The sequence below is a fragment of the Ruegeria sp. AL2 genome (assembly GCF_056540845.1).
The window spans coordinates 201,969-226,293 of the sequence record NZ_JBQFXM010000001.1 but is presented as its reverse complement, the minus strand read 5'-3'; the positions used below and the strand labels follow the sequence as shown (position 1 = coordinate 226,293).

Below are 24,325 nucleotides of genomic sequence, written 5' to 3'. Positions count from 1 at the left end.
TACAACCCCGCAAAAGATTCGGCCATATCCCGTCAGCGGTCACTGGGAGGAGAGCCAAATGTCGGTTTCGGCTCGTCAGGTTCCACCGGCGCAGCATTGGGGCCGTCCGAGACCTTTGGCGCAGGCTGACGCAACAGATCACGCAAAAACAAGGGCGCCAGACCGGACAGAGGGTTCACCGCGACTTTGGGCGAGGATATCGGCCCGGTCAGCGTGTAGTTGAATCCGATGACACCTTCGCCCTTGCGGGTAAACACGCTGCCAACGGCATTGAGAAGGTAAATCGGTGAAATCGCCCCCCGCAGGTTCAGCAGGCTGTTCACGGTGTCGATTGTTCCATCAAACGAAAGCCCCATTGACGGGCCAACAGCGCTGCCACTCAGCACTTTGATGTCGGTGGGCGATATCCTCATGCGGCTGTCAATCGCCGAAAAGAAGATCCCCTGCCCGGCCATCTCGTCCAGCAGACCAACAAGGCTGATCGCGTTCAGGATCGCGGCCATGGCCGGGGCATCGGTGATCCGGGTATTAACGATTTTCAGGATGACGTCGTAACTGCCGGGCTCAGCCACCGGTTCAAGCTTGAGGTCCAGATCACCGCCACGCGCCTGTGTCAGAACCCCGGCCGATCGCAAAACGGCCCCCGCGTCTTTCGACGTCAGGTCAACGGCGCTTCGATTTCCCCGTGGGGTCACTTGACCGGCAACAGCCGCACCGCCGTTCACCCGCGCTGTGAAGGTGCCATTTACGCCGCCGGTTGTCTGGAACGCCCCCCGGAAACCTGTCAGTGCAACAGTTTCGGTAACCTGAAGACGGTCCAGTGCCACGTCCAGTTTCGGCCCCGGGGCACCGCCGCCGCCCGATCCGCCGCTTTCCCCGAAGTTTGCAGACCCCATGTTCAGCACACCGCCAAGGACGCGGATATCCGGGACAGCGGCTCCCCGCCCGATCAGTTCCGCCGGAACCGCAAGCCAGTCCCCCAGATCGAACGAGCTGAACTGGACACGGTCATATTCACCGTTTTCGTGAAAGGAAATGGATGCGGTTGTGCGCAGTCCCGCTGCATTGATCCGCAGGTCGTCCACTTTCAGCTGCGCGCCCAACGTCGCGTCCGCAGTCAGTGATCCTGTGGTGTTTACCTCTTTGCGCCAACCGAGTTCAGGGATGGCTAGCGCCACGCCCTGAAGGTCCGAAACAACAGACAGTTTCGGAGGCGCCCCAGCGCCCAGACCCAGCGTAATATCAGCAACCCCTTTGCCCGTCAGCATCCCCGGCGGCAGGCCAGCCTTGATCTCATCCATCAGACGCGGGGACAATTCGATCTGGCCGGTGAAGGTGCTGCGCTGTTCGGTTTCGCCGTCAATGGGCTGCTGCCAAAGCGCCTCAAGCGGAACATCGCCGAACTGACCCAGTCCCTGAATCTGAACACCCGACTGATTGCCGGAAATATCCAGCATCGGGGCACTTATGGAAAATCCCGGCACCAGACGGTCACTGGAAAGATTGGCCAGCGTTCCGTTGAAGTGAAATTCGGTATCCTGAAACTTCAGCTCTTTTATCAACGGCAAGGACAGCGTTCCGGTCAACGCAACCGTGCCTTTGGCAACGTCAACGGGCAAACCGGCCTTGCTCAGCAATTCCAGCGGCGGCCGGTCCAGCAGCGACAACGCAGAAGTCACGCTGCCCTTTGCCTGAATACGGGCGATGCCGGGTGCGGATTTCTTGATATCCGTGTCAGGTATGATGAAGGACGTCCCCGCGGCATCCACACTCCCCCCGTCATCGGCGAACACCAGCCCCTGCTGCGCGGTGACCGTAAACCGGCTGTCGATCAGACTGGCCTGACCCTGTGCATCTTCGATCGGCGGCAGCGTCTTGGCAAAGCGAACTTTGGCCTGCTCGAACCCAAAATCAAGATACAGATCCGGTTTGGAACCGGGTTCCAGACGCAGGGCAAAATCCATGTCCGACAAAACCCCCTGATAGAGGTTTTCCGTCACCCATTCCCGTGGCTTGGGTGCCAGACGCTCCGGCCAGTAGCTCAGAACATTGTCCGAGCTCATCTGATCCAGATGGGCATCCAGCGCCACAGCCCAGCCATCTGCACGTCCGTGCAAAACACCAAAGGCGCGCACGGTGTGGCCCGGATCCTCGATGGTCATCTGGCCAAGGCGCAACTGGAACGGGTTGAACGCCATCTTGAAATCCAGGCTGGCGCGCGACAGCTGAATCGGCTCCGGGAACAGGTTCGCCGGGTTCACATTGATCCCGGACAAGCGCAACTGTGTCTCCAGACTGTCCAGCACACCATCTTCAGCCCCTTGCAGAAACGCCTTTCCATCGGCCTGAACTGTGCCCCAGGCCGACACCACCGACACCTCATTGAAGTCCAGCATCTGGGCGTTCGGGTCATAGGTGAAATATGTACGGGCAGATTCGAACGGGACAGGGCGTGTTTCCGGGTTGGGCTGCACCGCCCCGGCCCCCAGATTGAGGGTTGCGAACACGGTTCCTGTTGCCCCGTTTTCATCGACACTGCCCCGCAAAGCCCCTGAAATCGGTGCGCGCAGAACCTGCAACCAGGCAAGGGCCGGGCTTTGACCTGCTATATCCTCGGCCGGAAGATCGGTGACCGAGATGCCAAAGCTGGCGGCAGGCGTGCCCAGTACGCTGGTATAGTTGGCCTCGATACTGCTGACATAGTCACGCCCCGACAGAACCGAAAACCCGGTTGCAAGCCGCACTTCGTTATCACTGCGGTTCGCCTGAATATGCCCACCGTCCAGAACCCACGACCGCCCCTGCCGCAGGTCGCGGTAATCCAGCGTAATCGCATCAAGTTCGACCGAAGTCAGCGCCGACAGGATCGGAGATTGAAAGACCTCGTCCGATCCCTCGATCAGCTGTGCAAGGTCCGGCGCTTCCTGCACCGGCGCGCTGCCCGATCCCACGGTCAGGGTCAGCGCCCCGTCCTGATCGCGGGTCATGGCGATCTGCGCGCCACTCAGAATGATGCGCTTGGGCCGGACCTGACCGCGCAGCAAGGGGCGCATGGCCAGGCTGGCGCGCATGTCGGATACCTGCGCAATCTGCTGGCCTGCGGCATCACTGATGGCAACATCGGTCAGCCGCAGACGGGGGCGCCAGCCTTCGTGGATGATGAAACTGACGTCTCCAAACCGGATTTGCAGCCCGCCCAGCGCCCGTTCCAGCCGGGCTTCGACCCTGTCGCGCAGCCAGACCGGCGCGTGCATCCTCTGCCCCACGACCATGAAACCAGTGAACATCGCCAGAAGCACCAGCACGATGGCCCCACGCATGGCCCACAGACCAGCGGTGCGGCGGCGCGACCGACGGCGCACAGGCTTGCCCGGCTTTGCTTCGTCGTCTTCGTGCTGCTTCAATTTGCTATCCACGCCTTCCAACCCGCACGCGTTGCCCTATGATGACGGGCAGCCTTTAAAAACCTTTAGCGGAGTTTCCAATGCCCGACGTTTCAGACATCGCCCCCGACTTCACTTTGCCGCGCGACGGCGGTGGCGAGGTGACGCTTTCGGCGTTGCGCGGTGGCACCGTGGTTTTGTTCTTCTATCCCCGTGATGATACGCCGGGCTGCACCAAGGAATCCATCGGTTTCTCAGAGCAGCTTCAGGCGTTTACCGAGGCAGGGGCTCACGTTTTCGGCATTTCGCGGGACAGCGTCGCTAAGCATGACAAGTTTGTCGCCAAACACGGGCTGACCACTCCGCTCTTGTCGGACGAAGGCTCGACCGTCTGCGAGGACTATGGCGTATGGGTTGAAAAGAACATGTATGGCCGGAAATCAATGGGGATTGAGCGATCGACCTTTGTCATTGATAGCGAGGGCCGCATTGCCAAGGTCTGGCGCAAGGTCAAGGTGCCCGGCCACGTGGATGAGGTGCTGGAAGCGGTGAAGGCGCTCTAAGCCCCCCTCGACCTGCCGCGCCATCCGGTCTATCACCCGCGCTGACATGCCAAAGGCGGAGCAACCCGGTGCCCAAAACACTGACACAGATGGCGACAGAGGTTCTGACAACAGCGGACGGGCGGGCCAAAACCGCCCTGTCCAAAGCCCATGCCGCCGCGTGGTTTGCCTCCCGCAAGGCCGAAGGTGAGCCGATCGAGATCGGCACCGCATCACCGCCCTTGTCCCCCGCGCGCCCGGACAAGCCCGAGCTGTTGTCCCCGCGTGAGGTACCCAAACGAAAACCGGGTACCGAAGCCGGGCGCATTGCCCTGCTGCACGCGGTTGCCCATATCGAGCTGAACGCCGTCGATCTGCACTGGGACATCATCGCGCGCTTTGGCCATGTACCCATGCCCATCGGGTTCTATGATGACTGGGTGAAATGCGCCGAAGAAGAATCGCGCCATTTCGAGATGGTCTGCGATTGTCTGGAACAGATGGGCAGCCACTATGGTGCCCTGCCCGCCCATGCTGGCATGTGGCGCGCCGCCGAAGATACTGCCGAAGATCTGATGGGTCGGCTGGCCGTTGTGCCTATGGTGCTTGAGGCGCGTGGGCTGGACGTGACGCCCGGCATGATCGAGATATTCCGCAAGGCCAAGGCCGCGCAGGCCATCGCCGCGCTCGAAGTGATATATGCCGAAGAGGTCGGCCACGTCGCTTACGGCTCAAAATGGTTCCACTTCCTGTGTGGCCGCGAAAACGCCGACCCCAAGGATGTGTTTCACGCGCTGGTCCGGCGGTACTTCCACGGTGTTCTCAAGCCCCCCTTCAACGAAGAAAAACGGGCCGAAGCCGGGTTGCCCCCCGATTTCTACTGGCCCCTGACCGAAGACCTGCCTGCGCCCGGAGACCTCTCGAACTGACACTTTTGCGTTATTTTCGGCAAAATCTCGCCGATCTTTGCGGGATTTCAGCGCCATTTGCACCTGATTGGTCAACAAACTTGCCCGAACGCCCCTGCCGCTTTATGCAATCGGCGCAAGGGACGGCAGGCACTCACGACCGGTTCCGATCTTGGGGATGAAAGGTAGGGCGCGTGCGAACACGTCTGGCAATAAAACTGCACTCACTGCTTGAGAGGCATTTCCCGGAACGCCGGGTCTTTCTGAAATCCGACACAGACACAAAATTTATCCGGCTCAGTTCGGAAACTCAGGTCGTCGCAGTGGCCGGCGTTGCCGTCATGGTCGGATGGACAGCGGTTGCGACAGCCATATTGTTGATGGACAGCATCGGGGCCGGGAATTTCCGGGAACAGGCAAAGCGCGATCAGGCCATCTATCAGGAACGCCTGAACACCCTGTCGGCAGAACGCGATTCCCGTGCGCATGAGGCACTGGCCGCTCAGGACCGATTCAATGCCGCGCTGGACCAGATTTCCGCGATGCAGTCGGAACTGCTGGCCTCGGAAAACCGTCGCCGCGAGCTTGAGACAGGTATTGAAGTCATCCAGACGACATTGCGCGCCACGATGAAACAGCGCGAGGAGGCGCGCTCAGAGCTGGCCCAATTGAAACAGGACACCAGCGGATCCGATATGTATGCCGCGGTTTCCAGCGCCCCGGTGCAGATGGCCTTTATGACGGACGCCTTGGCGCGAACCGCCAAAGAACGCGACCTGATCGCCACCAACGCGCAGGACGCGTTGGAACAGCGGGACGACCTGGAACTGGAAATCCGTCTGATGCAGGAACGCAGCGACGAGATTTTCCGCCAGTTGGAAGAGGCGATGGTCATCTCGGTCGAACCTCTGGACAAGATGTTCCGAGAGGCCGGAATGCCGACAGATCGCATCATCGAAGAGGTCCGGCGCGGATATAGCGGTATGGGCGGTCCGCTGACCCCTTTATCCCTTAGCACACGCGGCGAAGAAGAAGAGCTTTCGCCCGAAGAAGTGCGCGCGAACACGTTGCTGCGCCAGATGGATCAGCTGAACCTGTACCGAATTGCAGCGGAAAAGGCCCCCTTCGCCAGCCCGGTCAAAAGCGCGTTTCGCTTTACCAGCGGATATGGTCGCCGCCGCGACCCAAAAACCGGCGGTAGCCGGATGCACAACGGCACGGATTTTGCCGCAGCAACGGGCACCGATATCTTTGCGACCGCTGATGGCGTGGTCACGCATGCCGGTTGGCAATCAGGCTTCGGACGCCTTGTGAAAATCAAGCACGCGTTCGGAATTGAGACACTTTATGCTCATAACACCAAGATCAACGTAAAGGTCGGCCAAAGGGTCTCGCGCGGGGATCATATTGCTGATATGGGTAACACCGGACGGTCCACCGGCACGCATCTGCACTACGAGGTGCGCGTGAACGGAAATCCCGTAAACCCAATGACTTACATCAAGGCTGCGAAAAATGTTTTCTAAAAGCAAAATCAACGAGCCCGCACCCAAAGCACCTGAGGCGGCCAAACCTGCCGCTCCGGCGACCCCAGCGGCTCCTGCTCCGGCTGACGCGAAACCTGCAATGGCACCCAAACCCAAGCCGCCGGCCTCGGTTCTGTCCTCGGATCTGCACATCACCGGCAACATCAAGACCAGCGGTGACATTCAGGTGGAAGGCACTGTCGAAGGCGACATCCGCGCCCATTTGCTGACCATTGGTGAATCGGCAACGATCAAGGGCGAAGTCACCGCAGATGACGTTGTGATCAACGGTCGCATCGTTGGCCGCGTACGTGGCCTCAAGGTTCGCCTGACCTCGACCGCCCGTGTCGAAGGCGACATCATCCACAAGACCATCGCCATTGAAAGCGGCGCGCATTTCGAAGGCTCGGTTCAGCGTCAGGACGATCCCCTGAACCCCGGCCGCAGCGCCAAAGCCGGATCGAACCCGGCGGCAGAAGTCAAACAGTAAGCAGACTGCACTTCATGTCAGGGCGCCGTGGGGAAACCCGTGGCGTCATTTCTTTTGAGTGTCCGGATGATCAGGGATTCCCGTTTTCGTCCCTTTCTGATCGCGCTACAGTCGATCCATGTTGCTTTTTCTGACGGTTGTCGCGCTGATCGCTGGCGCTGCGGCCTTTCACTTCTGGTCGAAACGACAAACCCGCCTGACCTTGCTGGCCAAGTCGCTGTCCCAGCACCAGCGCGATATTGTGAACGCTCAGGTGCCGATTATCCAGAAGCTGCCCAAAGACTTGCGCGGGGCGCTGGAAGGAAAGATCAACCTGTTTCTTGATCAGGTCGATTTCGTCGGCTGCGACGGGCTGGACGTCACCGAAGATATGCAGGTGTCGATTGCCGCGCAAGCCTGTCTGCTCGTGGTAAATACAGACCAGTGGTATGACAACCTGACGACCATTCTGGTTTACCCCGGTGCCTTCAAATCAAAACAGCGCCGCCAAAGTGGCTATGTCGTCACCGAACAGGAAATCATCCGCAGCGGGGAAAGCTGGAACCGCGGCCCCGTGATCCTGTCCTGGGCCCATAGCCAGCGCGGTGCCCTGAATGATCACGATGGTCGGAACGTCGTCTTTCACGAGTTCGCGCACCAGCTTGATGACCTCTCGGGCGCAACCAATGGTGTTCCCGTGCTCAGCAATGACCAAAGCTTTGGCGAGTGGGAAACCGCCTTTCTGAACGGTTACAAGACACATGTTCACGCCGTGGAAACCGGGAAACCCACAGTGATCGATCCCTACGGCGCGGAAGGGCACGAAGAATTCTTTGCCGTTTCGGTCGAGGTGTTCTTTGAACGACCACATGCGCTGAGATCCTCTGACCCGGCAATCTATGAACAGCTGTCAAAGCTTTTTCATCTTGATCCCGCTCAATGGCACAGCGGTCCGTTCTGACCCGATTGAGGAAGCTTCGAAAAAAATTCCCCGTTCGCAACAATTTAACATAAGCTAATTCTTGAATTACGGTTAACCTCATTATTGGGCGGAGGATATTCTATGTCATCGAAACTACTTGCCGAGTTCTTCGGCACGTTCTGGTTGGTTTTGGGGGGGTGCGGCAGTGCCGTTCTGGCGGCTGGTGTGGCAGATGTCGGCATCGGTTGGCTTGGTGTTTCCTTTGCCTTTGGCCTTACCGTTTTGACGATGGCTTACACGGTTGGCCCAATCTCGGGCGGGCATTTCAATCCGGCCGTCAGTTTGGGTCTGATGATTGGCGGACGGTTTCCGGCCAAAGACCTTCTGCCCTACTGGGTTGCACAGGTCATTGGCGCAATCGCTGCCGCAGTGGTTCTGTACCTGATTGTCAGCGGGGCACCCGATTTCGCAGGTGTCGGAGGGTTCGCGTCAAACGGGTATGGTGAGGCCTCGCCGCAGGGATATTCGTTGATGTCGGCTTTGATCATCGAAATCGTGATGACGGCTTTCTTCATTCTGATCATTCTGGGCACGACGTCTGAAAAGGCACCCGCCGGGTTCGCTCCGATTGCCATCGGTCTGGCGCTGACCCTGATCCACCTGATCTCAATCCCGGTGACGAATACCTCCGTCAACCCGGCGCGCTCAACCGGCGTTGCCCTGTTTGCCGACGGCCCGGCTCTGGCTCAGCTCTGGCTGTTCTGGGTGGCCCCCCTGATTGGCGGCGCAATCGGCGCTTTGATATGGAAAGCAATGTCCTCGGATGACTGATCCGCGCGGGAAAGGTAGTTATCCCGTTTTCTGAAAAACACGGTATCCTTCCGCCCAACCTGGCTTGGTCACAGCCTTTAATTCAACGGGAGGATACAATGAAGACATTTTCCATAGCACTTTTCCTAAGCTGCGCTGCGACGGCAGGCTGGGCCGAAGACAAATGGCTGAGCATCCCGCAAGCCCCCCAGATGCCCGCCGCCACCGAAGCGGGCACGGCAGAGATCAACGGCATCGACATGTATTACGCCACGTATGGCGATGCGGGCGGCACCCCGGTTCTGATGATCCACGGCGGGCTTGCCCATGCCGATCTCTGGGCTGCGCAGGTTGCCGACCTGTCGCAGGACCACAGGGTGATTGTGGCGGATACGCGCGGGCATGGACGATCCACAAACGATGGCAGCCCTTATTCTTACGAGTTGTTGTCGCAGGATTATCTGGCGCTGCTGGATCATCTGGGGGTCGATCAGGTGCATCTGGTCGGCTGGTCCGATGGGGCAAATATCGGGTATTCTATCTCGACCACCAACCCGGATCGGCTGGCCAGTCACTTTGCCCATGCAGGCAATGTCACGCTGGACGGGATCGATCCTTCGGTGGAAACCAACGAGGTGTTTGGCACTTACGTGGGCATGATGGCCCAAGATTATGCGGCCATGTCCCCCACTCCTGACGGGTTCGAGGCATTTCTTGGTGGGGTTGCCACCATGTGGGGCACCGAAAAACCCGGTGGGCTCGGGGCGCTGTCATCGATCACCGTCCCGACACTCGTGGTTCAAAGCGCACATGACGAGGCCATTCTGATGGCGCATTCACAAGCAATTGCTGACGTGATCCCCGAAGCCAAATTGCTTGTTCTGGAAGATGTCAGTCACTTCGCATCTTTTCAGGATCCAGTTGACTATACCCGTGCCATCCGTGATTTCATCGACCAATAGGCCAAAGAAAAAGCCCGGCGCTTGAGCCGGGCTAAATCATCTTATTCGGTAACGGTGACTTTTTTCATCATATCCGGTGCACCGATGATCGCACCATTCTGACCTTCGCCCCGCTTGATCGCGTCGACTACATCCATACCGTCGATCACCTGACCAACCACGGTATACTGGCCGTCCAGAAACGGGCCGGGGGCGAACATGATGAAGAACTGCGAGTTGGCCGAATCCGGATCGCTGGACCGGGCCATGCCGACCACACCCCTGTCAAAACTCACGTCCGAGAACTCGGCCGGCAGGTCCGCGCGATCAGACCCGCCGCGCCCGGCATAACGCATGTCGAATCCGTCCGCGCCCGAGTTGCCGTATTGCACGTCGCCGGTCTGCGCCATGAAGCCATCGATCACGCGGTGAAACACGACGCCATCGTACTGACCTTCAGCAGCCAGAGCGGTGATCTGTTCCACATGCTGGGGCGCGACATCTTCGAACAGGTCGATCGAGATTGTGCCATTGGCCCCTTCCCCTTCGACCTCGATCTGCAAACCGCTGGCCAGCGCCGGGCTTGCCAGCAAGGCAAAAGCCGCAGCCAGTTTATGCATCTGCTGCCACCTTGACGCTGATCATGCGGTCCGGGCTCGCAGGCGGCTCACCGCGTACGATGGCGTCCACATGCTCCATCCCGTCGATGACCCGGCCATAGACCGTGTACTGACCGTTCAGGAAGTGATTGTCCTTGAAGTTGATGAAGAACTGCGAGTTGGCCGAATCCGGGTTCTGAGAGCGCGCCGCGCCCAGCGTGCCGCGATCATGGGGCAGCTTGGAAAATTCTGCCGGAACATTCGGCAGCGACGAACCGCCGGTGCCCGCCATGCGCAGGTTGAACCCGTCTTCCATATCGCCATGCTGCACGTCGCCGGTTTGCGCCATGAAACCGTCGATCACACGGTGAAACGCCACGTTGTCATATTCACCGCCACGGGCCAGTTCCTTCATCCGCGCACTGTGCAGAGGCGCTACATCCGGCAGCAGCTCGATGACGACATTGCCGCCTTTCAGCTCGATGATGATTGTGTTTTCGGGGTCTTTGATCTCGGCCATGAGGCCCTCCTGTCGTTTATCTTGCGCAAATACCTATGACGCACGCGTGCGAATGCCAAGTGACGCATTGACCTGAGGGCAAAATGCAGGAAAAGAACCGCCTAAATCGGTTGCCAATGACAAGGATCGCACAATGGGCTGGAAAACACTGGACGATATGGACCTGAACGGCAAACGCGTGCTGGTGCGTGTGGATATCAACGTGCCCGTGGTTGACGGTGTTGTGACCGACGCCACCCGTATCCAAAGGATCGTCCCTTCGGTACGCGATATTCTGGCCGCTGGCGGCAAACCGATCCTTCTGGCCCATTTTGGCCGTCCCGGTGGCGAACGGCGTGAAAGCCTGTCACTGAAACAACTGGTCCCGACTTTGGAAAGCGCTTTTGGCGCAAAGGTTCTGTTTGCTGCCGATTGCGTCGGGGCCGAGGCGGAACTGGCCGCCAGTGCCTTGCAGCCCGGCCAGGTCCTGTTGCTCGAAAACACGCGCTTTCACGCAGCCGAAACCAAGAATGACGCCGATCTGGCCGCTGGGATGGCCAAGCTGGGCGATGTCTATTGCAACGATGCGTTTTCAGCCGCGCACCGCGCCCACAGCTCGACCGAGGCTATCGCCCGTCTGCTGCCGGCCTGTGCGGGCCGTCTGATGCAGGCCGAGTTGCAGGCGCTGGAAAGCGCGCTGGGTGCGCCCAAGCGCCCGGTAACGGCGGTTGTTGGCGGCGCCAAGGTCTCGACCAAGTTGGAACTGCTGGGCAATCTGATCGACAAGGTCGATTATCTGGTGATTGGTGGCGGCATGGCGAACACATTCCTTGTCGCCCAAGGCATCAGCGTTGGCAAATCTCTGGCTGAAACCGCAATGAAGGACACCGCCGCCGAAATTCTGGCCAAGGCCGAAAGCTCGGGCTGCCAGATCGTCCTGCCGCTTGATGTTGTGGTGGCTGAAAAATTCGAGGCCAACGCACCCCACAAGGTTCTGCCCGCCGATCAATGCCCTGCGGATGGCATGATCCTGGACGCGGGCCCCGAAAGCGTCGCAGCGATTACCGCGATTTTCGACAAAAGCCAAACCCTGATCTGGAACGGCCCGCTGGGTGCGTTCGAGCTGGAGCCGTTCGACGCGGCCACCAATGCCGCGGCCCTGAAAGCCGCAGCCCTCAGCCGTTCGGGTCAGCTGATTTCGGTCGCGGGTGGCGGTGACACGGTTGCGGCGCTGAACGCGTCGGGTGCGGCCAAGGACTTCACCTATATCTCGACCGCAGGTGGTGCATTCCTTGAATGGATGGAAGGCAAAACCCTGCCGGGTGTCGCTGCGCTGGAACACTAAGCGACACTCACCGCATTTGGCCGCTTGTCAGGGTTCATGGTATTATCCCCTATTTGAATGGGGGATAATACCATGAGGTCATTATACCTGCTCGTCCTTCTCGCGATGCCGTGGCCTGCAACGGCACAATCCAGCTGCGGTGGCCAGACACAGCTTGACGCAAATTTCTGTGCGAAAGAACAATGGGAAGCCGTTGACCGCAACCTCAACCGGTTATGGAAACAGATCAAGCCGGTCGCTGATGCGCGTGGCAACGGCGATGCCCTTCTGGCGGAACAACGTGCGTGGCTAAAGACACGGGACGCCACTTGCGACAAGGAACTGTCCGGCAGCGGCAGCGCTGCGCCCATGTTCTACTGGACCTGTATGAAAGAGCAGACGCTTGCAAGAAATCAGCAGCTTCAGTCCTGGCGCTGAGCTTTAACCGGGACGCACACGAAATACTGATGAAAAAACCGAATCAGGGGATTCACAACCCGAATCGCCTGTGACATAGTGCGATCAGAGGCTCGGAAAGAGCCCGTTATTGAGGCAAGTTTTCATACGGCGGTAAACAGAGTGTCCCGTTCCCATCGGCCCGGTTTGGGTGCAGTTCTCTTCTTCTCGGTGGCTTTCATGCTGGGTGTGTATTTCACCTTCGCCGCCGTTCAGGGGGATTACGGCCTGTTCCGGCGGGTCGAAATTGCGGCGGAACGGGACGCTCTGTCACGCAGTCTGGAAAAACTGAATGTCGAAATCGCCGAGATGGAAAACCTGACACGGCGTCTGTCCGACACCTATCTGGATCTGGACCTGCTGGATCAGCAGGCGCGCTCGGTTCTGGGCATGATCCGGTCGGACGAAATTGTGATCCGCTGATCAACGACCCTTTTCAGAAAAGGCAACTCAGGCCCGGCGTTTCGGCCAGGATGCGCCGTGCCGAACGCTGCGTCACATTTCCCCTCGCCAGAAAGCCTCAAATGCTTTAAGAGATAGTTTAACGCTAAACTATCTGTCCGAAAGGGGGAGATCGCCACGATGGCTGCGCGAAAAACCACAAAGAAACCAAATGTTTCTGCGGAAGAACTCCAGACATACTACCGCGAGATGCTGCTGATCCGCCGATTCGAGGAAAAGGCCGGTCAGCTTTATGGCATGGGCCTGATCGGCGGGTTCTGCCACCTTTATATCGGACAAGAGGCCGTTGTTGTCGGGCTTGAGGCCGCTGCAGAGGAAGGCGACAAGCGCATCACCTCGTATCGCGACCACGGTCACATGCTGGCCTGCGGCATGGATCCGGGCGGCGTAATGGCCGAACTGACCGGGCGCATCGGTGGCCTGTCCAAAGGCAAGGGCGGCTCGATGCACATGTTCTCGAAAGAAAAACATTTCTACGGCGGGCATGGTATTGTGGGCGCGCAGGTTCCGCTGGGCGCGGGGCTGGCTTTTGCCGACAAGTACAAGGAAAACGGCCGCGTTACCTTCACCTATTTCGGGGACGGCGCCGCGAACCAGGGTCAGGTGTATGAGACCTTCAACATGGCGGCCATCTGGGGCTTGCCGGTGATTTTCGTGATCGAGAACAACCAATACGCCATGGGCACCGCTCAGTCCCGTTCGACTTCGACCAAAGACATCTTCCATCGCGGCGAAGCGTTCGGCATTCCGGGCGAGATCGTCAACGGCATGGATGTGCTGGCGGTCAAGGAAGCAGGCGAAAAGGCTGTCGCGCACTGCCGCGCGGGCAAAGGCCCCTATATCCTGGAAATCAAGACCTACCGCTATCGCGGCCACTCGATGTCCGACCCGGCCAAGTACCGGACCCGCGAAGAGGTTCAGAAGGTCCGCGAACAAAGCGACCCGATCGAACACGTGCGCGAGTTGCTGCTGACCGGAAAGCACGCGACCGAGGATGACCTGAAAGCGATCGACAAGGAAATCAAGGAGATCGTCAATCAGGCCGCCGAATTCTCGAAAGAAAGCCCCGAGCCTTCGGTCGAAGAGCTCTGGACTGACATTTACGCCTGAGAGGACGAATAAGACATGGCAACCGAAATTCTCATGCCCGCCCTTTCCCCCACGATGGAAGAGGGCACGCTGGCCAAATGGCTGGTCAAGGAAGGCGACACCGTATCCTCGGGCGACATCATGGCCGAGATTGAAACCGACAAGGCAACGATGGAGTTCGAAGCCGTCGATGAAGGCATCGTCGGCAAGATCCTGATCGCCGAGGGCACCGAAGGGGTCAAGGTGAACACCCCCATCGCGGTGCTGGTCGAAGAAGGCGAAGACGCCTCTGCCCTGCCCGCAGCAGCCCCCGCAGCGGCAGCGGCGCCCGAGGCCACCCCCGCAGCAGCCCCGGCCCCGGCTCCTGCCGCAGCAGCCCCCGCGGCTCCAGCGGTGGACCTGTCACCCGACTGGCCCGCGGATGCTGAAATGAAATCCGAAACCGTGCGCGAAGCCTTGCGTGATGCAATGGCCGAGGAAATGCGCGGCGATGAAAACGTCTATCTGATGGGCGAGGAAGTCGCTGAATATCAGGGGGCCTATAAAATCTCGCAAGGTCTGCTGGATGAATTTGGCTCCAAACGCGTGATCGACACCCCGATCACCGAACACGGGTTTGCCGGTATCGCGGTGGGTTCGGCCTTTGGCGGTCTGAAACCGATTGTCGAATTCATGACCTTCAACTTCGCCATGCAGGCGATTGACCAGATCATCAACTCTGCGGCCAAAACGCTCTATATGTCCGGTGGTCAGATGGGGTGCCCCATCGTGTTCCGGGGGCCCAACGGGGCCGCGGCCCGCGTGGCCGCACAGCACAGCCAGGACTATGCCGCGTGGTACATGCAGATCCCCGGTCTGAAGGTCGTCATGCCCTATTCAGCCGCTGATGCCAAAGGTCTGCTGAAATCGGCCATCCGCGATCCCAACCCGGTTGTGTTCCTGGAAAACGAAATCCTCTACGGCCGCTCTTTCGAAGTGCCGCAGGTGGATGACCTGACCATTCCGCTGGGCAAGGCCCGCATCTGGCGCGAGGGCTCGGACGTGACCATCGTCAGCTTTGGCATCGGCATGCAATACGCGCTGGAAGCTGCCGACAAGCTGGCCGAAGACGGCATCAGCGCCGAAGTGATCGACCTGCGCACCATCCGCCCGATGGACACTGGCGCCATCATCAACTCGGTGATGAAGACCAACCGTCTGGTGACAGTGGAAGAAGGCTGGCCGCAGGGGTCCGTCGGCAGCTACATCAGTTCGGTCGTGATGCAGGAGGCGTTTGATTACCTCGACGCACCGGTCATCAACTGCACCGGCAAGGACGTTCCGATGCCCTATGCCGCCAATCTCGAAAAGCTGGCCCTGATCACCACCGATGAGGTGATCGCCGCCGTCAAACAAGTGACCTACCGGTAAGGAGCGACAGACAGATGCCTACAGAAATTCTGATGCCCGCCCTGTCCCCGACGATGGAGGAAGGCACGCTCGCCAAATGGCTGGTCAAGGAAGGCGACACCGTCTCCTCCGGTGACCTGCTGGCCGAGATCGAAACCGACAAGGCCACGATGGAGTTCGAGGCCGTTGACGAAGGCACCATCGGCAAGATCCTGATCCCCGAGGGGACCGAAGGGGTCAAGGTCAACACCGCCATCGCGGTTCTGCTGGAAGATGGCGAAAGCGCCGATGACATTGGCACGGCCCCGGCTGCAGCCACGGCTGCTGCCCCCGCAGCCGTCGCGGGCAACGAGGCTGCCGCGCCAGCGGCACCCGAGGCGGCCGCCCCTGCCCCGGCCGCTCCGGCCAAGGCTGATGGTGGTCGGATTTTTGCCTCGCCTCTGGCCCGCCGGATTGCTGCGCAAAAAGGTCTCGACCTGACGCAGATTGCCGGTTCCGGCCCGCATGGTCGCATCGTCAAGGTTGATGTTGAAGGCGCAACTGCCACCGCTCCGGCAGCAGCTCCTGCCACTGCTCCCGCCGCCGCCGCGCCCGCAGCTGCCCCAGCAGCTCCGTCTGGTCCATCGGCGGATATGGTCGCGCGGATGTACGAAGGCCGCCCGTACGAGGAAATCAAGCTCGACGGTATGCGCAAAACCATCGCCGCACGTCTGGGCGAGGCCAAACAGACCATTCCGCATTTCTACCTGCGCCGCGATATCAAGCTTGATGCGCTGCTGAAATTCCGTGGTCAGTTGAACAAGCAACTCGAAGGTCGCGGCGTCAAGCTAAGCGTCAATGACTTCATCATCAAGGCTGTCGCCAACGCGTTGCAGCAGGTTCCGGCTTGTAATGCCGTCTGGGCAGGTGACCGGGTGCTGCAACTGAAACCGTCAGATGTGGCTGTTGCCGTCGCAATCGAAGGTGGGTTGTTCACGCCGGTCCTGCAAGATGCTGACATGAAATCCCTGTCAGCCCTTTCGACCGAGATGAAAGACCTTGCCGCCCGCGCACGCGAACGCAAGCTGGCTCCGCATGAATATCAGGGCGGCACCTTTGCCATCTCGAACCTGGGCATGTTCGGCATCGACAATTTCGACGCCATCGTGAACCCTCCCCATGCCGGTATTCTGGCCGTCGGCATCGGCGTCAAGAAACCGGTTGTCGGGGATGATGGCGAGCTGACCGTGGCAACGGTGATGTCTGTCACCATGTCCGTTGATCACCGGGTCATCGACGGCGCGCTGGGGGCCGAGCTGCTCAAGGCCATTGTCGACAATCTGGAAAACCCGATGGTCATGCTGGCGTAAGCCATACCGACCTCGCGAAAAAAAAGGCCGCCTCGAATATCGAGGCGGCCTTTTTTGTTAGTTCAAATCAACCTACTGATCTTTGCCCAGCATGTGATCCATCGAGATCGACGGCTGATCGCATCCGGCCTCGCCCACGATCTTGGCCGGGATACCGGCAACGGTCTTGCACGGCGGAACGTCCTGCAACACCACCGAACCGGCGGCGATACGGCTGCAATGGCCGACCTTGATGTTACCCAGAACCTTTGCCCCGGCCCCGATCAGAACACCATCTCCGATTTTGGGATGGCGGTCTTCCTCCTCCTTGCCGGTTCCGCCCAGCGTCACTGAATGCAGCATCGACACGTTGTCTCCGACCACGGCGGTTTCACCGATGACGATGGAATGGGCGTGGTCGATCATGATCCCCTTGCCGATCCTCGCGGCCGGGTGAATATCGATGCCGAATATCTCCGACGATCGCATCTGGAAGAAATAGGCCAGATCAAAACGCCCCTTGCGCCACAGCCAGTGCGCCACGCGATAGGCCTGCATGGCCTGATAGCCCTTGAAATACAGGATCGGCTGCAACAACCGATGGCAGGCCGGATCACGCTCATAAACCGCCATCAGATCGGCGCGGGCGGCTTCCAGCAATCCGGGATCGTTTGCATAGGCCTCGTCCACGATCTCACGCAGAACCATCATCGACATTTCGTTCGAACACAGCTTGGCCGCGATCCGATAGGACAGTGCACGCTCAAGGCTGCGGTGATGCAGAATACAGGCGTGTACAAGCCCGCCCATAAGCGGCTCCGTCTCGACGGCTGCTTGGGCTTCGGATGTGATACGGTTCCAGACCGGATCGACCGGTGTCACAGGGCTGCGTTTTTCAAACATAGCTTTTGATCCTTTGCTGCGCCTAGAATGCCATTTAGTGGCAAAAAGGCCAAACGCAAACCCGTGATCCGCGATACAACGAAAATGAATGAGTCCGAGCGCACATATTTTGAAACACGAATTCGCGAGCGTCTGGCCGAACTGAATCAATTGTCCGCATCAGGCCAACAGGCTCAGGCCGTTGTTGAGCTGGATCAGCAGGCCGTTGGTCGGCTCAGCCGCATGGATGCGCTGCAAAACCAGGCGATGGCAAAGGCGCAACAGGTGAATCGCAATGTTGAAACCCGCCGCCTTCAGGCCGCGCTTATGCGGCTGGACGAGGGGGAGTACGGGTATTGCGAGGATTGTGGCGACCGTATTCCCGATGGACGATTGTCTCTGGATCTGGCCGCCAGCAAATGTGTCAGCTGCGCGACCGGGTGATCAGAAACTCGGCAAGATGGTGCAAAACCATCGAAAAACACTGACAATATTGCAAATCGTCAAACCCCGGTTCATCAGCCAGCACCCTGTTGCGCGCAACCGCCATCAACGATCCGTTGCCGTAAACCGGATGCAGCCGACCCGTGCGCGCGCGGTGATTGTCGGCCAGTTCCGCCTCATAGATCATCCGGACGCATAAGCGGATCCGCTCTGGCGGCGGCGCCGCCAACAAGGCGCGCGCCGCGGCACTTACATCACCATGCAAAACCGGTCGCATCAGGCCGCTTATCTGACAACCAGACGCGCCATCGCACCGGGGCCGTAAATGGCCGACACCTGCGCAATCCCGACCTCATATGACCCGGTCAGACCATCTGCCGCCTTCATCGCCGCCGAATAGGACCAGCCCTGAAGGGATGTCATCTCTTCACGAACAAGGGTTCCCCCCGCAACGACACGCACAAGATAGGATTCGCTTTCCTCGCCCAGTGGAACCTCCAGCCCTGACCAGTCATCCCCATCCAACCGGGCGCGCCGCACCCAGCTCAGGTGATCGCCGGTTGCGTCGGATCGCACCCGAAGGTGAACCGGGGAATACGGGCGCAAACCATTGCCATCGAATGAGGCGATCAGATGCTGGTAAGCCGGATCATCGTAACCACGGGTCGCCGGGCCGATGCGATAATGCTTGGCCAGCCCCCGCTCGTTGCGCAACAGGTTGATCTGCTGCACCTGGTCGTTCAGCAACACGAAAAGGGACCCGTCCGGCCAGACATCCGGCATCAGGGCATCCGACCCCAACTGGCCCCTCAACCGCCCGGACAGGGCGTAAACGCCGGGGGAGTCAAGCGTGGCATCCGAGAACTGGAAAACCTCCCAGTTGCCGGGTGTTCCGTCGCCGATGGCCGCCAGATTGACACCGTTCAAAACCGCGCTGCGCGGGCGCGATTCCAGCTGACCGGCCAACAGTCGCACCTTCACCGCCGGGCCCTCGTCCCAGACGCCGATGCTGGCGCGCCTCAGCGGTGTTTCGGTCACGCCCACAATGGCCTGACCGGTGATCACATCACTCAGGCTGTACCCCTCATCGGTTGAGGAGGAATAAACCGTTGCAGCCCCCGGCCAGGGATCAGCGGTCACCGCAAGATAAGGTGCATGCGGGATCTCTGCCCCGGTGATCATCGGCAGGTCCAGAAACACCGGCAACACTGGAACGGGCGCGGCATAGGGCCTGACAACCGCCGGGTCGTCGCGCAGGTGCGATGCCTTGTACACACCCTGTTCAACCCGGACCGCTTCGACCAGTTGCAGATCGGCCGATTCCAGACGGTCAATCCGGTAAAGGGGGCTGTTTTCGGTTTCTGACAACCGCACCAAATCACCTGCGCCCAGATGCAGCAGCGATGGCGGCAAGGCAAACCGCACCGTATCGCGGGAAACACGGGCCTCACTCAACCAGCGCTCAGCCGTTTGCCGACCTTCGGTGCGTGTCATGGACAGCGGCATCTCGTTGACCGAGACCGAATGCGTGCTGTCCTCGGGCAGAACCGCCTCTTCCGCAACCAGATCGTGATCCGCATCCGACTGGACAAAGCGCAGGCGCACGCGGCCCGTCATCTCGGCCTCGGCTTCACGCCGGTGTTCAACCGTGCCATCCAGATCGCCGCTGATCGCCAGATGATCAGGATTCAGGGCAATCGCGCTATAGCCATCGCGCATCTGAAAGCGCAAGATGCCGTTCCGTTCGATCGCGTCAAACCCATAGCTCAGCATCAGCGGCTGCAAAGCCGACCGCGCATTTGTCACATCTTCGATGACATATCCCCGAACCACGCCATAAAGCCCGGAAACATCGATATCCGTCACCCCTGCCGCGTGGCATATCTCAGTCACGACCGAGGCCAGCGTCCGCGAGCCGGACCGGCCGTTCAGCCAATGCCCCCGGTCATAGTTCGCCCCATCATCCCATTGGCTTCGCAGATTGGGAAAGGTCGGAAACGGGCGGGTATCCCACGCCCAGACATAGGCATTCGCCAAATCCAGCATTGGCCCGCCATAGACTTGCGACACCGGGTTGACGTCCGGGTCGCTCCAATATCCAAGTGTCGCTGCAAGGTACTGGACCTGAATGAAATCGTCGCGCAGACCGTTTGAATATGCAGGCAGCAGCGACTCAGACGATTTCGGGTCCAGAAACTTGTTCGGCTGGTTCGTGCCCTTGTCGATTGCCGCACATCCCAACTCGGCAAACCAGATCGGCTTTGATCCGGGCACCCAGTCGGTCGGATTGGGTTGACGAACGCCACCGATCCGCTCGTGGTGCAGATTTGACCACCAGCCGCGCAGGTCCTTGTACCGCCAGACCCATGGCTCATCATGCTCCTGATCTTCGATGGGCGTTCTGATCTGTGCCTCGGCCTCTTCCGGCGAGGCATAATACCAGTCATACCCCTCGCCCCCCTCGATATTGCCGCGCAGATATCCCAGGTCGTAGACCGACGGCGCACCTGCCGCGGCGTCTACGTGATTTTCGCCATCGCGCCAGTCAGACAACGGCATGTAATTATCGATGCCAATGAGATCGATGTTGTCATCCGCCCATAACGGGTCGAGGTGAAAATACCTGTCTCCGCTTCCGTCGGGCTGGAATCCGAAATACTCGCTCCAATCCGCTGCATAGCCGATCTTGGTGTCCGGGCCCAGAATCTGGCGCACCTCTGCCGCCAGCGCACGCAGTTGCGCAACAGCGGGAAAGCCCGAGGCTCCGCGGATCTGGGTCAGGCCACGCATCTCGGACGAGATACAGAAGGACGACACTCCACCAGCCGCCTTGCACAACATGGCATAGTGCAGAATGAACCGTCGCAGGCCCCATTCCTGCGGGCCAGAATATTTGACGATTTTCGTGGCCCGAACGGGACCATTGCCAAGCAAGCCGCCAAACGTGCCACCACCGTTTAGCCATTGCATATCGCCAGGCCCGCGATCATCCGGCCGCCCGCCAAGCAACGGGCCCGAGCCACTGCCGCCGCCCGAGCCTACCGGGTCGTCAAAGCCTTCGTTGATCGTAAAATCCGCAGCACTTGCTGTCCCAAAGAACGCGGCCACCTGCGCGTCCGCCGCAGCGGTCTGATCAGCAGACCCCGCGCGCCCCGGTGCCACATCCAGCGTGATCCGTCCCCGCCAAGGCAGATGGGGCTGGCTTGCGGCCTCCGACCAGGGATCAGGCAGCCCGTTTCCCGGCAACTGCTCCATCAGGATGAACGGGTAGAACATGACCCGCTTACCCGACTGGTTGAGGTGACGGATCGCCTCGACCACTGCCGGGTCTGCGGGTGTTCCGCCATAGACCGGGCGACCATCCTGCCGCGCGACCTGGCCCGCCGTGCTTCGGACCTGATCCGACACGATCCAGGGCATGTTGCGGCTGTCCGTGTCGCTCTGTTCGACCTTGGGCCGGATCGTGCATGTGCCGCATCTCAGATCGTCACCGAACCACGAAACCACCAACGAGGCCGCATCGCAATTTGGCAGCTCGGTCTCCAGCGCACGGGTCGAGCTCACAAGATCCGATACACCGGACGCAGAATGCGCATTGGCCGCCCAGCTTGTCCCGGATTGCGTATAATTCACCTGCGAACGGGCCAGCGCATACTCGCCCGTGCCCGGTATCATCGCCACCCCGCGCACGATTTGCGGCAGGGCGCTTGGGTAATCAGGCAAGTCGCGCTGCGCGGGGCGCACCACTTCGAACGAGAACTGCGGCACCCGGTTGCCAAAACTCGCAAGCTGGAAATCCTCGATCACGACATAGGCTGTACCGCGATAGGCCGGCACCGTACCCGCCCCTTCGATTGCTTCGATCAGGGGATCGGGCAACTGATCCTGCGTGCCGTGATAGATGCGCATGTTCAGCCCGGATCGGTCCTGTTCTTCCCCGTCTGCCCAGATGCGCCCGACATCGGCAATCTCGCCTGCACCAACGGCAATGGCCAGCGAAATCGAATAGCTGTAGCTGACGGTGGTCACTTCGGGGGCCTTGGGTTTTCCTTTGCCCCCGCCTCCGCCGCCCTGCGTTTCCCGGGTCTCGGTCTCCAGAAAGTCCGAGGCCCAGATGACCTGACCGCCCACGCGCATACGCCCAAAGACCGTGGTCACCGGGGCGCCCTCGCCGGTTTCCGTCAGCCTGAACCGGTCCATGCGGCCTGTTTCGACGACTTCACTGCCACTGCCCATGACGGATTGACTGAAGAACCTTTGGTCGATAACCCGCCCGACCGTCGCGCCAATGGCCCGGCCGATGATCGCGGTGGACAGGCCCGCGACGGTGCCACCGATTGACCCGCCCAGCGCGGCCCCGGCAGCGGAAAGAAGAATAGTAGCCATCAGAGCACCTCCAACGGGAATTCGAAACAGGAAACGACCCTGCGACGCCAAGGGCCGCTCAGCGCGTTCTCGACGACGCCATGGCCGGAATAGGCGTGAATGAACCTCGGCTCAGAGCCTGCGACGCTGACGATGCCAAGATGTTTGGCCACGCTGCCATCGCGCATCCGGAACAGCAGCACATCTGCGACCGCAAAATCGGCGGCCGTTTTTTCGACCAGATGCCGCCGCGCCGCCGCCCACATGCGTTCCTCGCCCTGCGGCTCGGACCAGTCCAGACTGTAGACCGGAACCGCCTCGGGCTCCTGCCCGATCACGGCGCGCCAGACGCCGCGCAGCAGGCCCAGACAATCCGTGCCCGCCCCCTTGGTCGAGGCCTGATGCACATAAGGCGTCCCCAACCAGCTGCGCGCTTCTGCGACAATATCCTGCCTGTGCATCATCACCTCAGGCTCCCTCCGCTGTTGGCTTTGCTCTGTTTGGGAACGGCCATCACCCAGTCTTCGCCCGGAAGATCTGGAAAGCCCTGAAAGTTCAGCAGGTTGTTGAACTTCAGGCGGCAGGCCTCCATGCGTTTGTCGCACCCCGCCCGCAGCCTGACCATGTCACCCGGCACCAGGCTTTCCCCGAAACCGGACCAGAGCCTGATTTGCCGCCCTTCCGCCACCTGCCGGTCATGCTTAATCGATGACCAGAGCCCTTTCGCCGCTCCCGACACTACGTCGACCCTGCCGCGCTCGAACCACCCGTCATCGATGGTTCCCCCGCCTGCCACAAGCAGAAAGGTTCCGCCATCGAAACCGGTGACGGCGCCCTCGATCCAATAGCCAGGCGTATCCATGTCGAACCGACAAGTCCGATCCCCCAATACGGCGGTACAAGGCTTCTGATACACGCGCCCCAACGGGCGGTTCAGCAAATCGGTCAGGCCACGCAGCTCGGCGTGAAACGCGCCGCCTGCGCACCGCAATTCCCCGATTGAACCCCGGAACTGAAGGATACGCTGATCCGGGTCGGCCCAGTTGACCAGCCACGCGCGCACCTCGGCCCCGTCGAACCGCCCCGCCTCGATATCCTCTTCGCGAATGGCCGCATCCGACAGCGCGCCCATGGCTTCGGCGTTGTCAATGGACAGGCCGGTGGCCTGTTCGATGGCCGCCGCCGTCAATCCGGTGCTGGCCCTGAACGTCAATCCGTCAAAGCCAAGTTCCAGATCATGATCGGTGAACCCGTATTCCTGACCATCCCGGCGTCTGATCGCCCAACACCGGCACACAGTGGTCATTCCGCTTTGCAGATGCGCGTGCAGGCCCTGTTCATCCACAGCCATCAGACACGCACCTCGACCACGGGAACGTTCGGCGCCTCTCCGGCCTGAAAACTGGCGACGTTGGTATGGATCTTGTCGGTGTCAAACCGTACCGGTACATCGAATTCGAACCCGGCGGTGATATCCACCTCTTCCGGTGGCGGGTCGGCAAAGGTGATCCGGCCTGTTGCCAGATCGACCTCGAATTCCACGCCCTCCCGGATCTCATCCTGATCCAGCCCCAGACGCACCGTCCCCAGCACCGGCTTGACGATGGGGCGGGCATAGCTGACCCCGCCCGAGCTATAGGTCTTGATCAGCTGAAATTCGGTCCGCACACCGTCGCCGCGTGCGATAACCTGATCTCCGACATCGACATCCAGCGTGGCCTTGCCGGATTTGAAATCCGACCAGTCCTTCCAGCGAAACCCATACATCTGGCCCTGCCGCGCCTCGAAGAACGAAATCAGCGTCTCGATATCGTCCAGCGAGCGCATCCCCAGCCCCGCATCATACCTGCGCCGGGAATGGGCCCAGGGCGTGTTGCGTTCTTCGAACCCGTTGGCCAGCGTCACGATATCCGTGCGCCGTTCGGGCCCCCCGACCGAGCCAAAGCTCAGGCTGGCGGGAAATCTCACCTCGTGGAAAGTCATCACC

The 24,325-nt window shown here is 60.2% G+C and carries 23 protein-coding genes; 14 read left to right on the top strand and 9 right to left on the bottom strand.

All coding sequences use genetic code 11. From position 1 onward, the window contains the following. Positions 1 to 32 precede the first annotated feature (32 nt). Positions 33 to 3,404 carry a YhdP family protein gene (locus ACR0ID_RS01140; RefSeq protein WP_480603277.1) on the bottom strand — a complete coding sequence of 1,124 codons (3,372 nt, stop codon included), beginning with the start codon at positions 3,402 to 3,404 and terminating at the stop codon, positions 33 to 35. Positions 3,405 to 3,484: 80 nt separating this feature from the next. On the opposite strand from ACR0ID_RS01140, the gene ACR0ID_RS01135 reads away from it, so the two are divergent. The 7 genes from ACR0ID_RS01135 (at position 3,485) to ACR0ID_RS01105 (ending at position 9,522) form a co-directional block, all read left to right on the top strand. Further along, complete coding sequence (locus tag ACR0ID_RS01135) at positions 3,485 to 3,946, top strand: peroxiredoxin (protein ID WP_480473352.1); 462 nt, start codon at positions 3,485 to 3,487, stop codon at positions 3,944 to 3,946. Between the two features lie 89 nt (positions 3,947 to 4,035). Then, entirely contained in the window at positions 4,036 to 4,854 is an 819-nt protein-coding gene (locus tag ACR0ID_RS01130; protein ID WP_480476777.1) for a ferritin-like domain-containing protein, read from the top strand. A 173-nt stretch (positions 4,855 to 5,027) separates the two neighbouring features. Further along, positions 5,028 to 6,359 (top strand): DUF5930 domain-containing protein, encoded by a 1,332-nt coding sequence (locus tag ACR0ID_RS01125; RefSeq protein ID WP_480603275.1) that lies wholly within the window; start codon positions 5,028 to 5,030, stop codon positions 6,357 to 6,359. After that, positions 6,349 to 6,849: a bactofilin family protein gene (locus ACR0ID_RS01120; protein ID WP_209596778.1), complete on the top strand. Its 501-nt coding sequence runs from the start codon at positions 6,349 to 6,351 to the stop codon at positions 6,847 to 6,849. The genes ACR0ID_RS01125 and ACR0ID_RS01120 overlap by 11 nt, the downstream gene beginning before the upstream one ends. A gap of 118 nt (positions 6,850 to 6,967) precedes the next feature. Further along, positions 6,968 to 7,789 (top strand): M90 family metallopeptidase, encoded by an 822-nt coding sequence (locus ACR0ID_RS01115; RefSeq protein WP_480603273.1) that lies wholly within the window; start codon positions 6,968 to 6,970, stop codon positions 7,787 to 7,789. A gap of 102 nt (positions 7,790 to 7,891) precedes the next feature. Then, on the top strand, positions 7,892 to 8,581 hold the full coding sequence (aqpZ, locus tag ACR0ID_RS01110; protein ID WP_480603271.1) for an aquaporin Z: 690 nt from the start codon (positions 7,892 to 7,894) through the stop codon (positions 8,579 to 8,581). 98 nt (positions 8,582 to 8,679) lie between these two features. Continuing rightward, a complete protein-coding gene (locus ACR0ID_RS01105) occupies positions 8,680 to 9,522 on the top strand; it encodes an alpha/beta fold hydrolase (RefSeq protein ID WP_480603270.1) in 843 nt (280 codons plus the stop codon). A 41-nt stretch (positions 9,523 to 9,563) separates the two neighbouring features. On the opposite strand, the gene ACR0ID_RS01100 is transcribed toward ACR0ID_RS01105, so the two are convergent. Beyond that, on the bottom strand, positions 9,564 to 10,121 hold the full coding sequence (locus ACR0ID_RS01100; protein WP_480603268.1) for a peptidylprolyl isomerase: 558 nt from the start codon (positions 10,119 to 10,121) through the stop codon (positions 9,564 to 9,566). Further along, the gene (locus ACR0ID_RS01095) at positions 10,114 to 10,620 is read right to left on the bottom strand and encodes a peptidylprolyl isomerase (protein ID WP_209503601.1); all 507 of its coding nucleotides are present in this window, start codon (positions 10,618 to 10,620) and stop codon (positions 10,114 to 10,116) included. The genes ACR0ID_RS01100 and ACR0ID_RS01095 overlap by 8 nt, the downstream gene beginning before the upstream one ends. Before the next feature lie 133 nt (positions 10,621 to 10,753). Here ACR0ID_RS01095 and ACR0ID_RS01090 point away from each other — a divergent pair, with 133 nt between their 5' ends. The 6 genes from ACR0ID_RS01090 to ACR0ID_RS01065 all read left to right on the top strand — a co-directional run bounded on the left by ACR0ID_RS01090 (position 10,754) and on the right by ACR0ID_RS01065 (position 16,668). Beyond that, on the top strand, positions 10,754 to 11,944 hold the full coding sequence (locus tag ACR0ID_RS01090; protein ID WP_480564285.1) for a phosphoglycerate kinase: 1,191 nt from the start codon (positions 10,754 to 10,756) through the stop codon (positions 11,942 to 11,944). 72 nt (positions 11,945 to 12,016) lie between these two features. After that, positions 12,017 to 12,361: a lysozyme inhibitor LprI family protein gene (locus ACR0ID_RS01085; protein ID WP_480603266.1), complete on the top strand. Its 345-nt coding sequence runs from the start codon at positions 12,017 to 12,019 to the stop codon at positions 12,359 to 12,361. Between the two features lie 141 nt (positions 12,362 to 12,502). After that, on the top strand, positions 12,503 to 12,802 hold the full coding sequence (locus ACR0ID_RS01080) for an FtsB family cell division protein (RefSeq protein ID WP_209503595.1): 300 nt from the start codon (positions 12,503 to 12,505) through the stop codon (positions 12,800 to 12,802). Positions 12,803 to 12,961: 159 nt separating this feature from the next. Beyond that, on the top strand, positions 12,962 to 13,951 hold the full coding sequence (gene pdhA, locus ACR0ID_RS01075; RefSeq protein WP_209503593.1) for a pyruvate dehydrogenase (acetyl-transferring) E1 component subunit alpha: 990 nt from the start codon (positions 12,962 to 12,964) through the stop codon (positions 13,949 to 13,951). A 15-nt stretch (positions 13,952 to 13,966) separates the two neighbouring features. Further along, complete coding sequence (locus tag ACR0ID_RS01070; RefSeq protein WP_480553772.1) at positions 13,967 to 15,340, top strand: pyruvate dehydrogenase complex E1 component subunit beta; 1,374 nt, start codon at positions 13,967 to 13,969, stop codon at positions 15,338 to 15,340. 14 nt (positions 15,341 to 15,354) lie between these two features. Then, positions 15,355 to 16,668, top strand: a complete 1,314-nt coding sequence (locus ACR0ID_RS01065) for a pyruvate dehydrogenase complex dihydrolipoamide acetyltransferase (protein WP_480603264.1) — start codon at positions 15,355 to 15,357, stop codon at positions 16,666 to 16,668. 72 nt (positions 16,669 to 16,740) lie between these two features. On the opposite strand, the gene cysE is transcribed toward ACR0ID_RS01065, so the two are convergent. Then, positions 16,741 to 17,550, bottom strand: coding sequence for a serine O-acetyltransferase (cysE, locus tag ACR0ID_RS01060; RefSeq protein WP_480473363.1), 810 nt, complete (start codon positions 17,548 to 17,550; stop codon positions 16,741 to 16,743). An 84-nt stretch (positions 17,551 to 17,634) separates the two neighbouring features. On the opposite strand from cysE, the gene ACR0ID_RS01055 reads away from it, so the two are divergent. After that, positions 17,635 to 17,973 (top strand): TraR/DksA family transcriptional regulator, encoded by a 339-nt coding sequence (locus ACR0ID_RS01055; RefSeq protein WP_480603262.1) that lies wholly within the window; start codon positions 17,635 to 17,637, stop codon positions 17,971 to 17,973. On the opposite strand, the gene ACR0ID_RS01050 is transcribed toward ACR0ID_RS01055, so the two are convergent. The 5 genes from ACR0ID_RS01050 to ACR0ID_RS01030 are packed head-to-tail and all read right to left on the bottom strand — an operon-like array spanning position 17,954 to position 24,321. Then, positions 17,954 to 18,250, bottom strand: a complete 297-nt coding sequence (locus tag ACR0ID_RS01050; RefSeq protein ID WP_480603260.1) for a DUF7742 family protein — start codon at positions 18,248 to 18,250, stop codon at positions 17,954 to 17,956. The two genes, ACR0ID_RS01055 and ACR0ID_RS01050, sit on opposite strands and share 20 nt — an antisense overlap. Positions 18,251 to 18,258: 8 nt before the next feature. Next, on the bottom strand, positions 18,259 to 22,359 hold the full coding sequence (locus ACR0ID_RS01045; protein ID WP_480603258.1) for a baseplate multidomain protein megatron: 4,101 nt from the start codon (positions 22,357 to 22,359) through the stop codon (positions 18,259 to 18,261). Continuing rightward, complete coding sequence (locus ACR0ID_RS01040; RefSeq protein WP_480545413.1) at positions 22,359 to 22,802, bottom strand: C40 family peptidase; 444 nt, start codon at positions 22,800 to 22,802, stop codon at positions 22,359 to 22,361. Before ACR0ID_RS01040 ends, ACR0ID_RS01045 begins: the two co-directional genes overlap by 1 nt. Continuing rightward, positions 22,802 to 23,689, bottom strand: a complete 888-nt coding sequence (locus ACR0ID_RS01035; protein ID WP_480603257.1) for a DUF2163 domain-containing protein — start codon at positions 23,687 to 23,689, stop codon at positions 22,802 to 22,804. Before ACR0ID_RS01035 ends, ACR0ID_RS01040 begins: the two co-directional genes overlap by 1 nt. Next, the gene (locus ACR0ID_RS01030) at positions 23,689 to 24,321 is read right to left on the bottom strand and encodes a phage distal tail protein, Rcc01695 family (RefSeq protein ID WP_480603256.1); all 633 of its coding nucleotides are present in this window, start codon (positions 24,319 to 24,321) and stop codon (positions 23,689 to 23,691) included. Before ACR0ID_RS01030 ends, ACR0ID_RS01035 begins: the two co-directional genes overlap by 1 nt. Positions 24,322 to 24,325 lie beyond the last annotated feature (4 nt).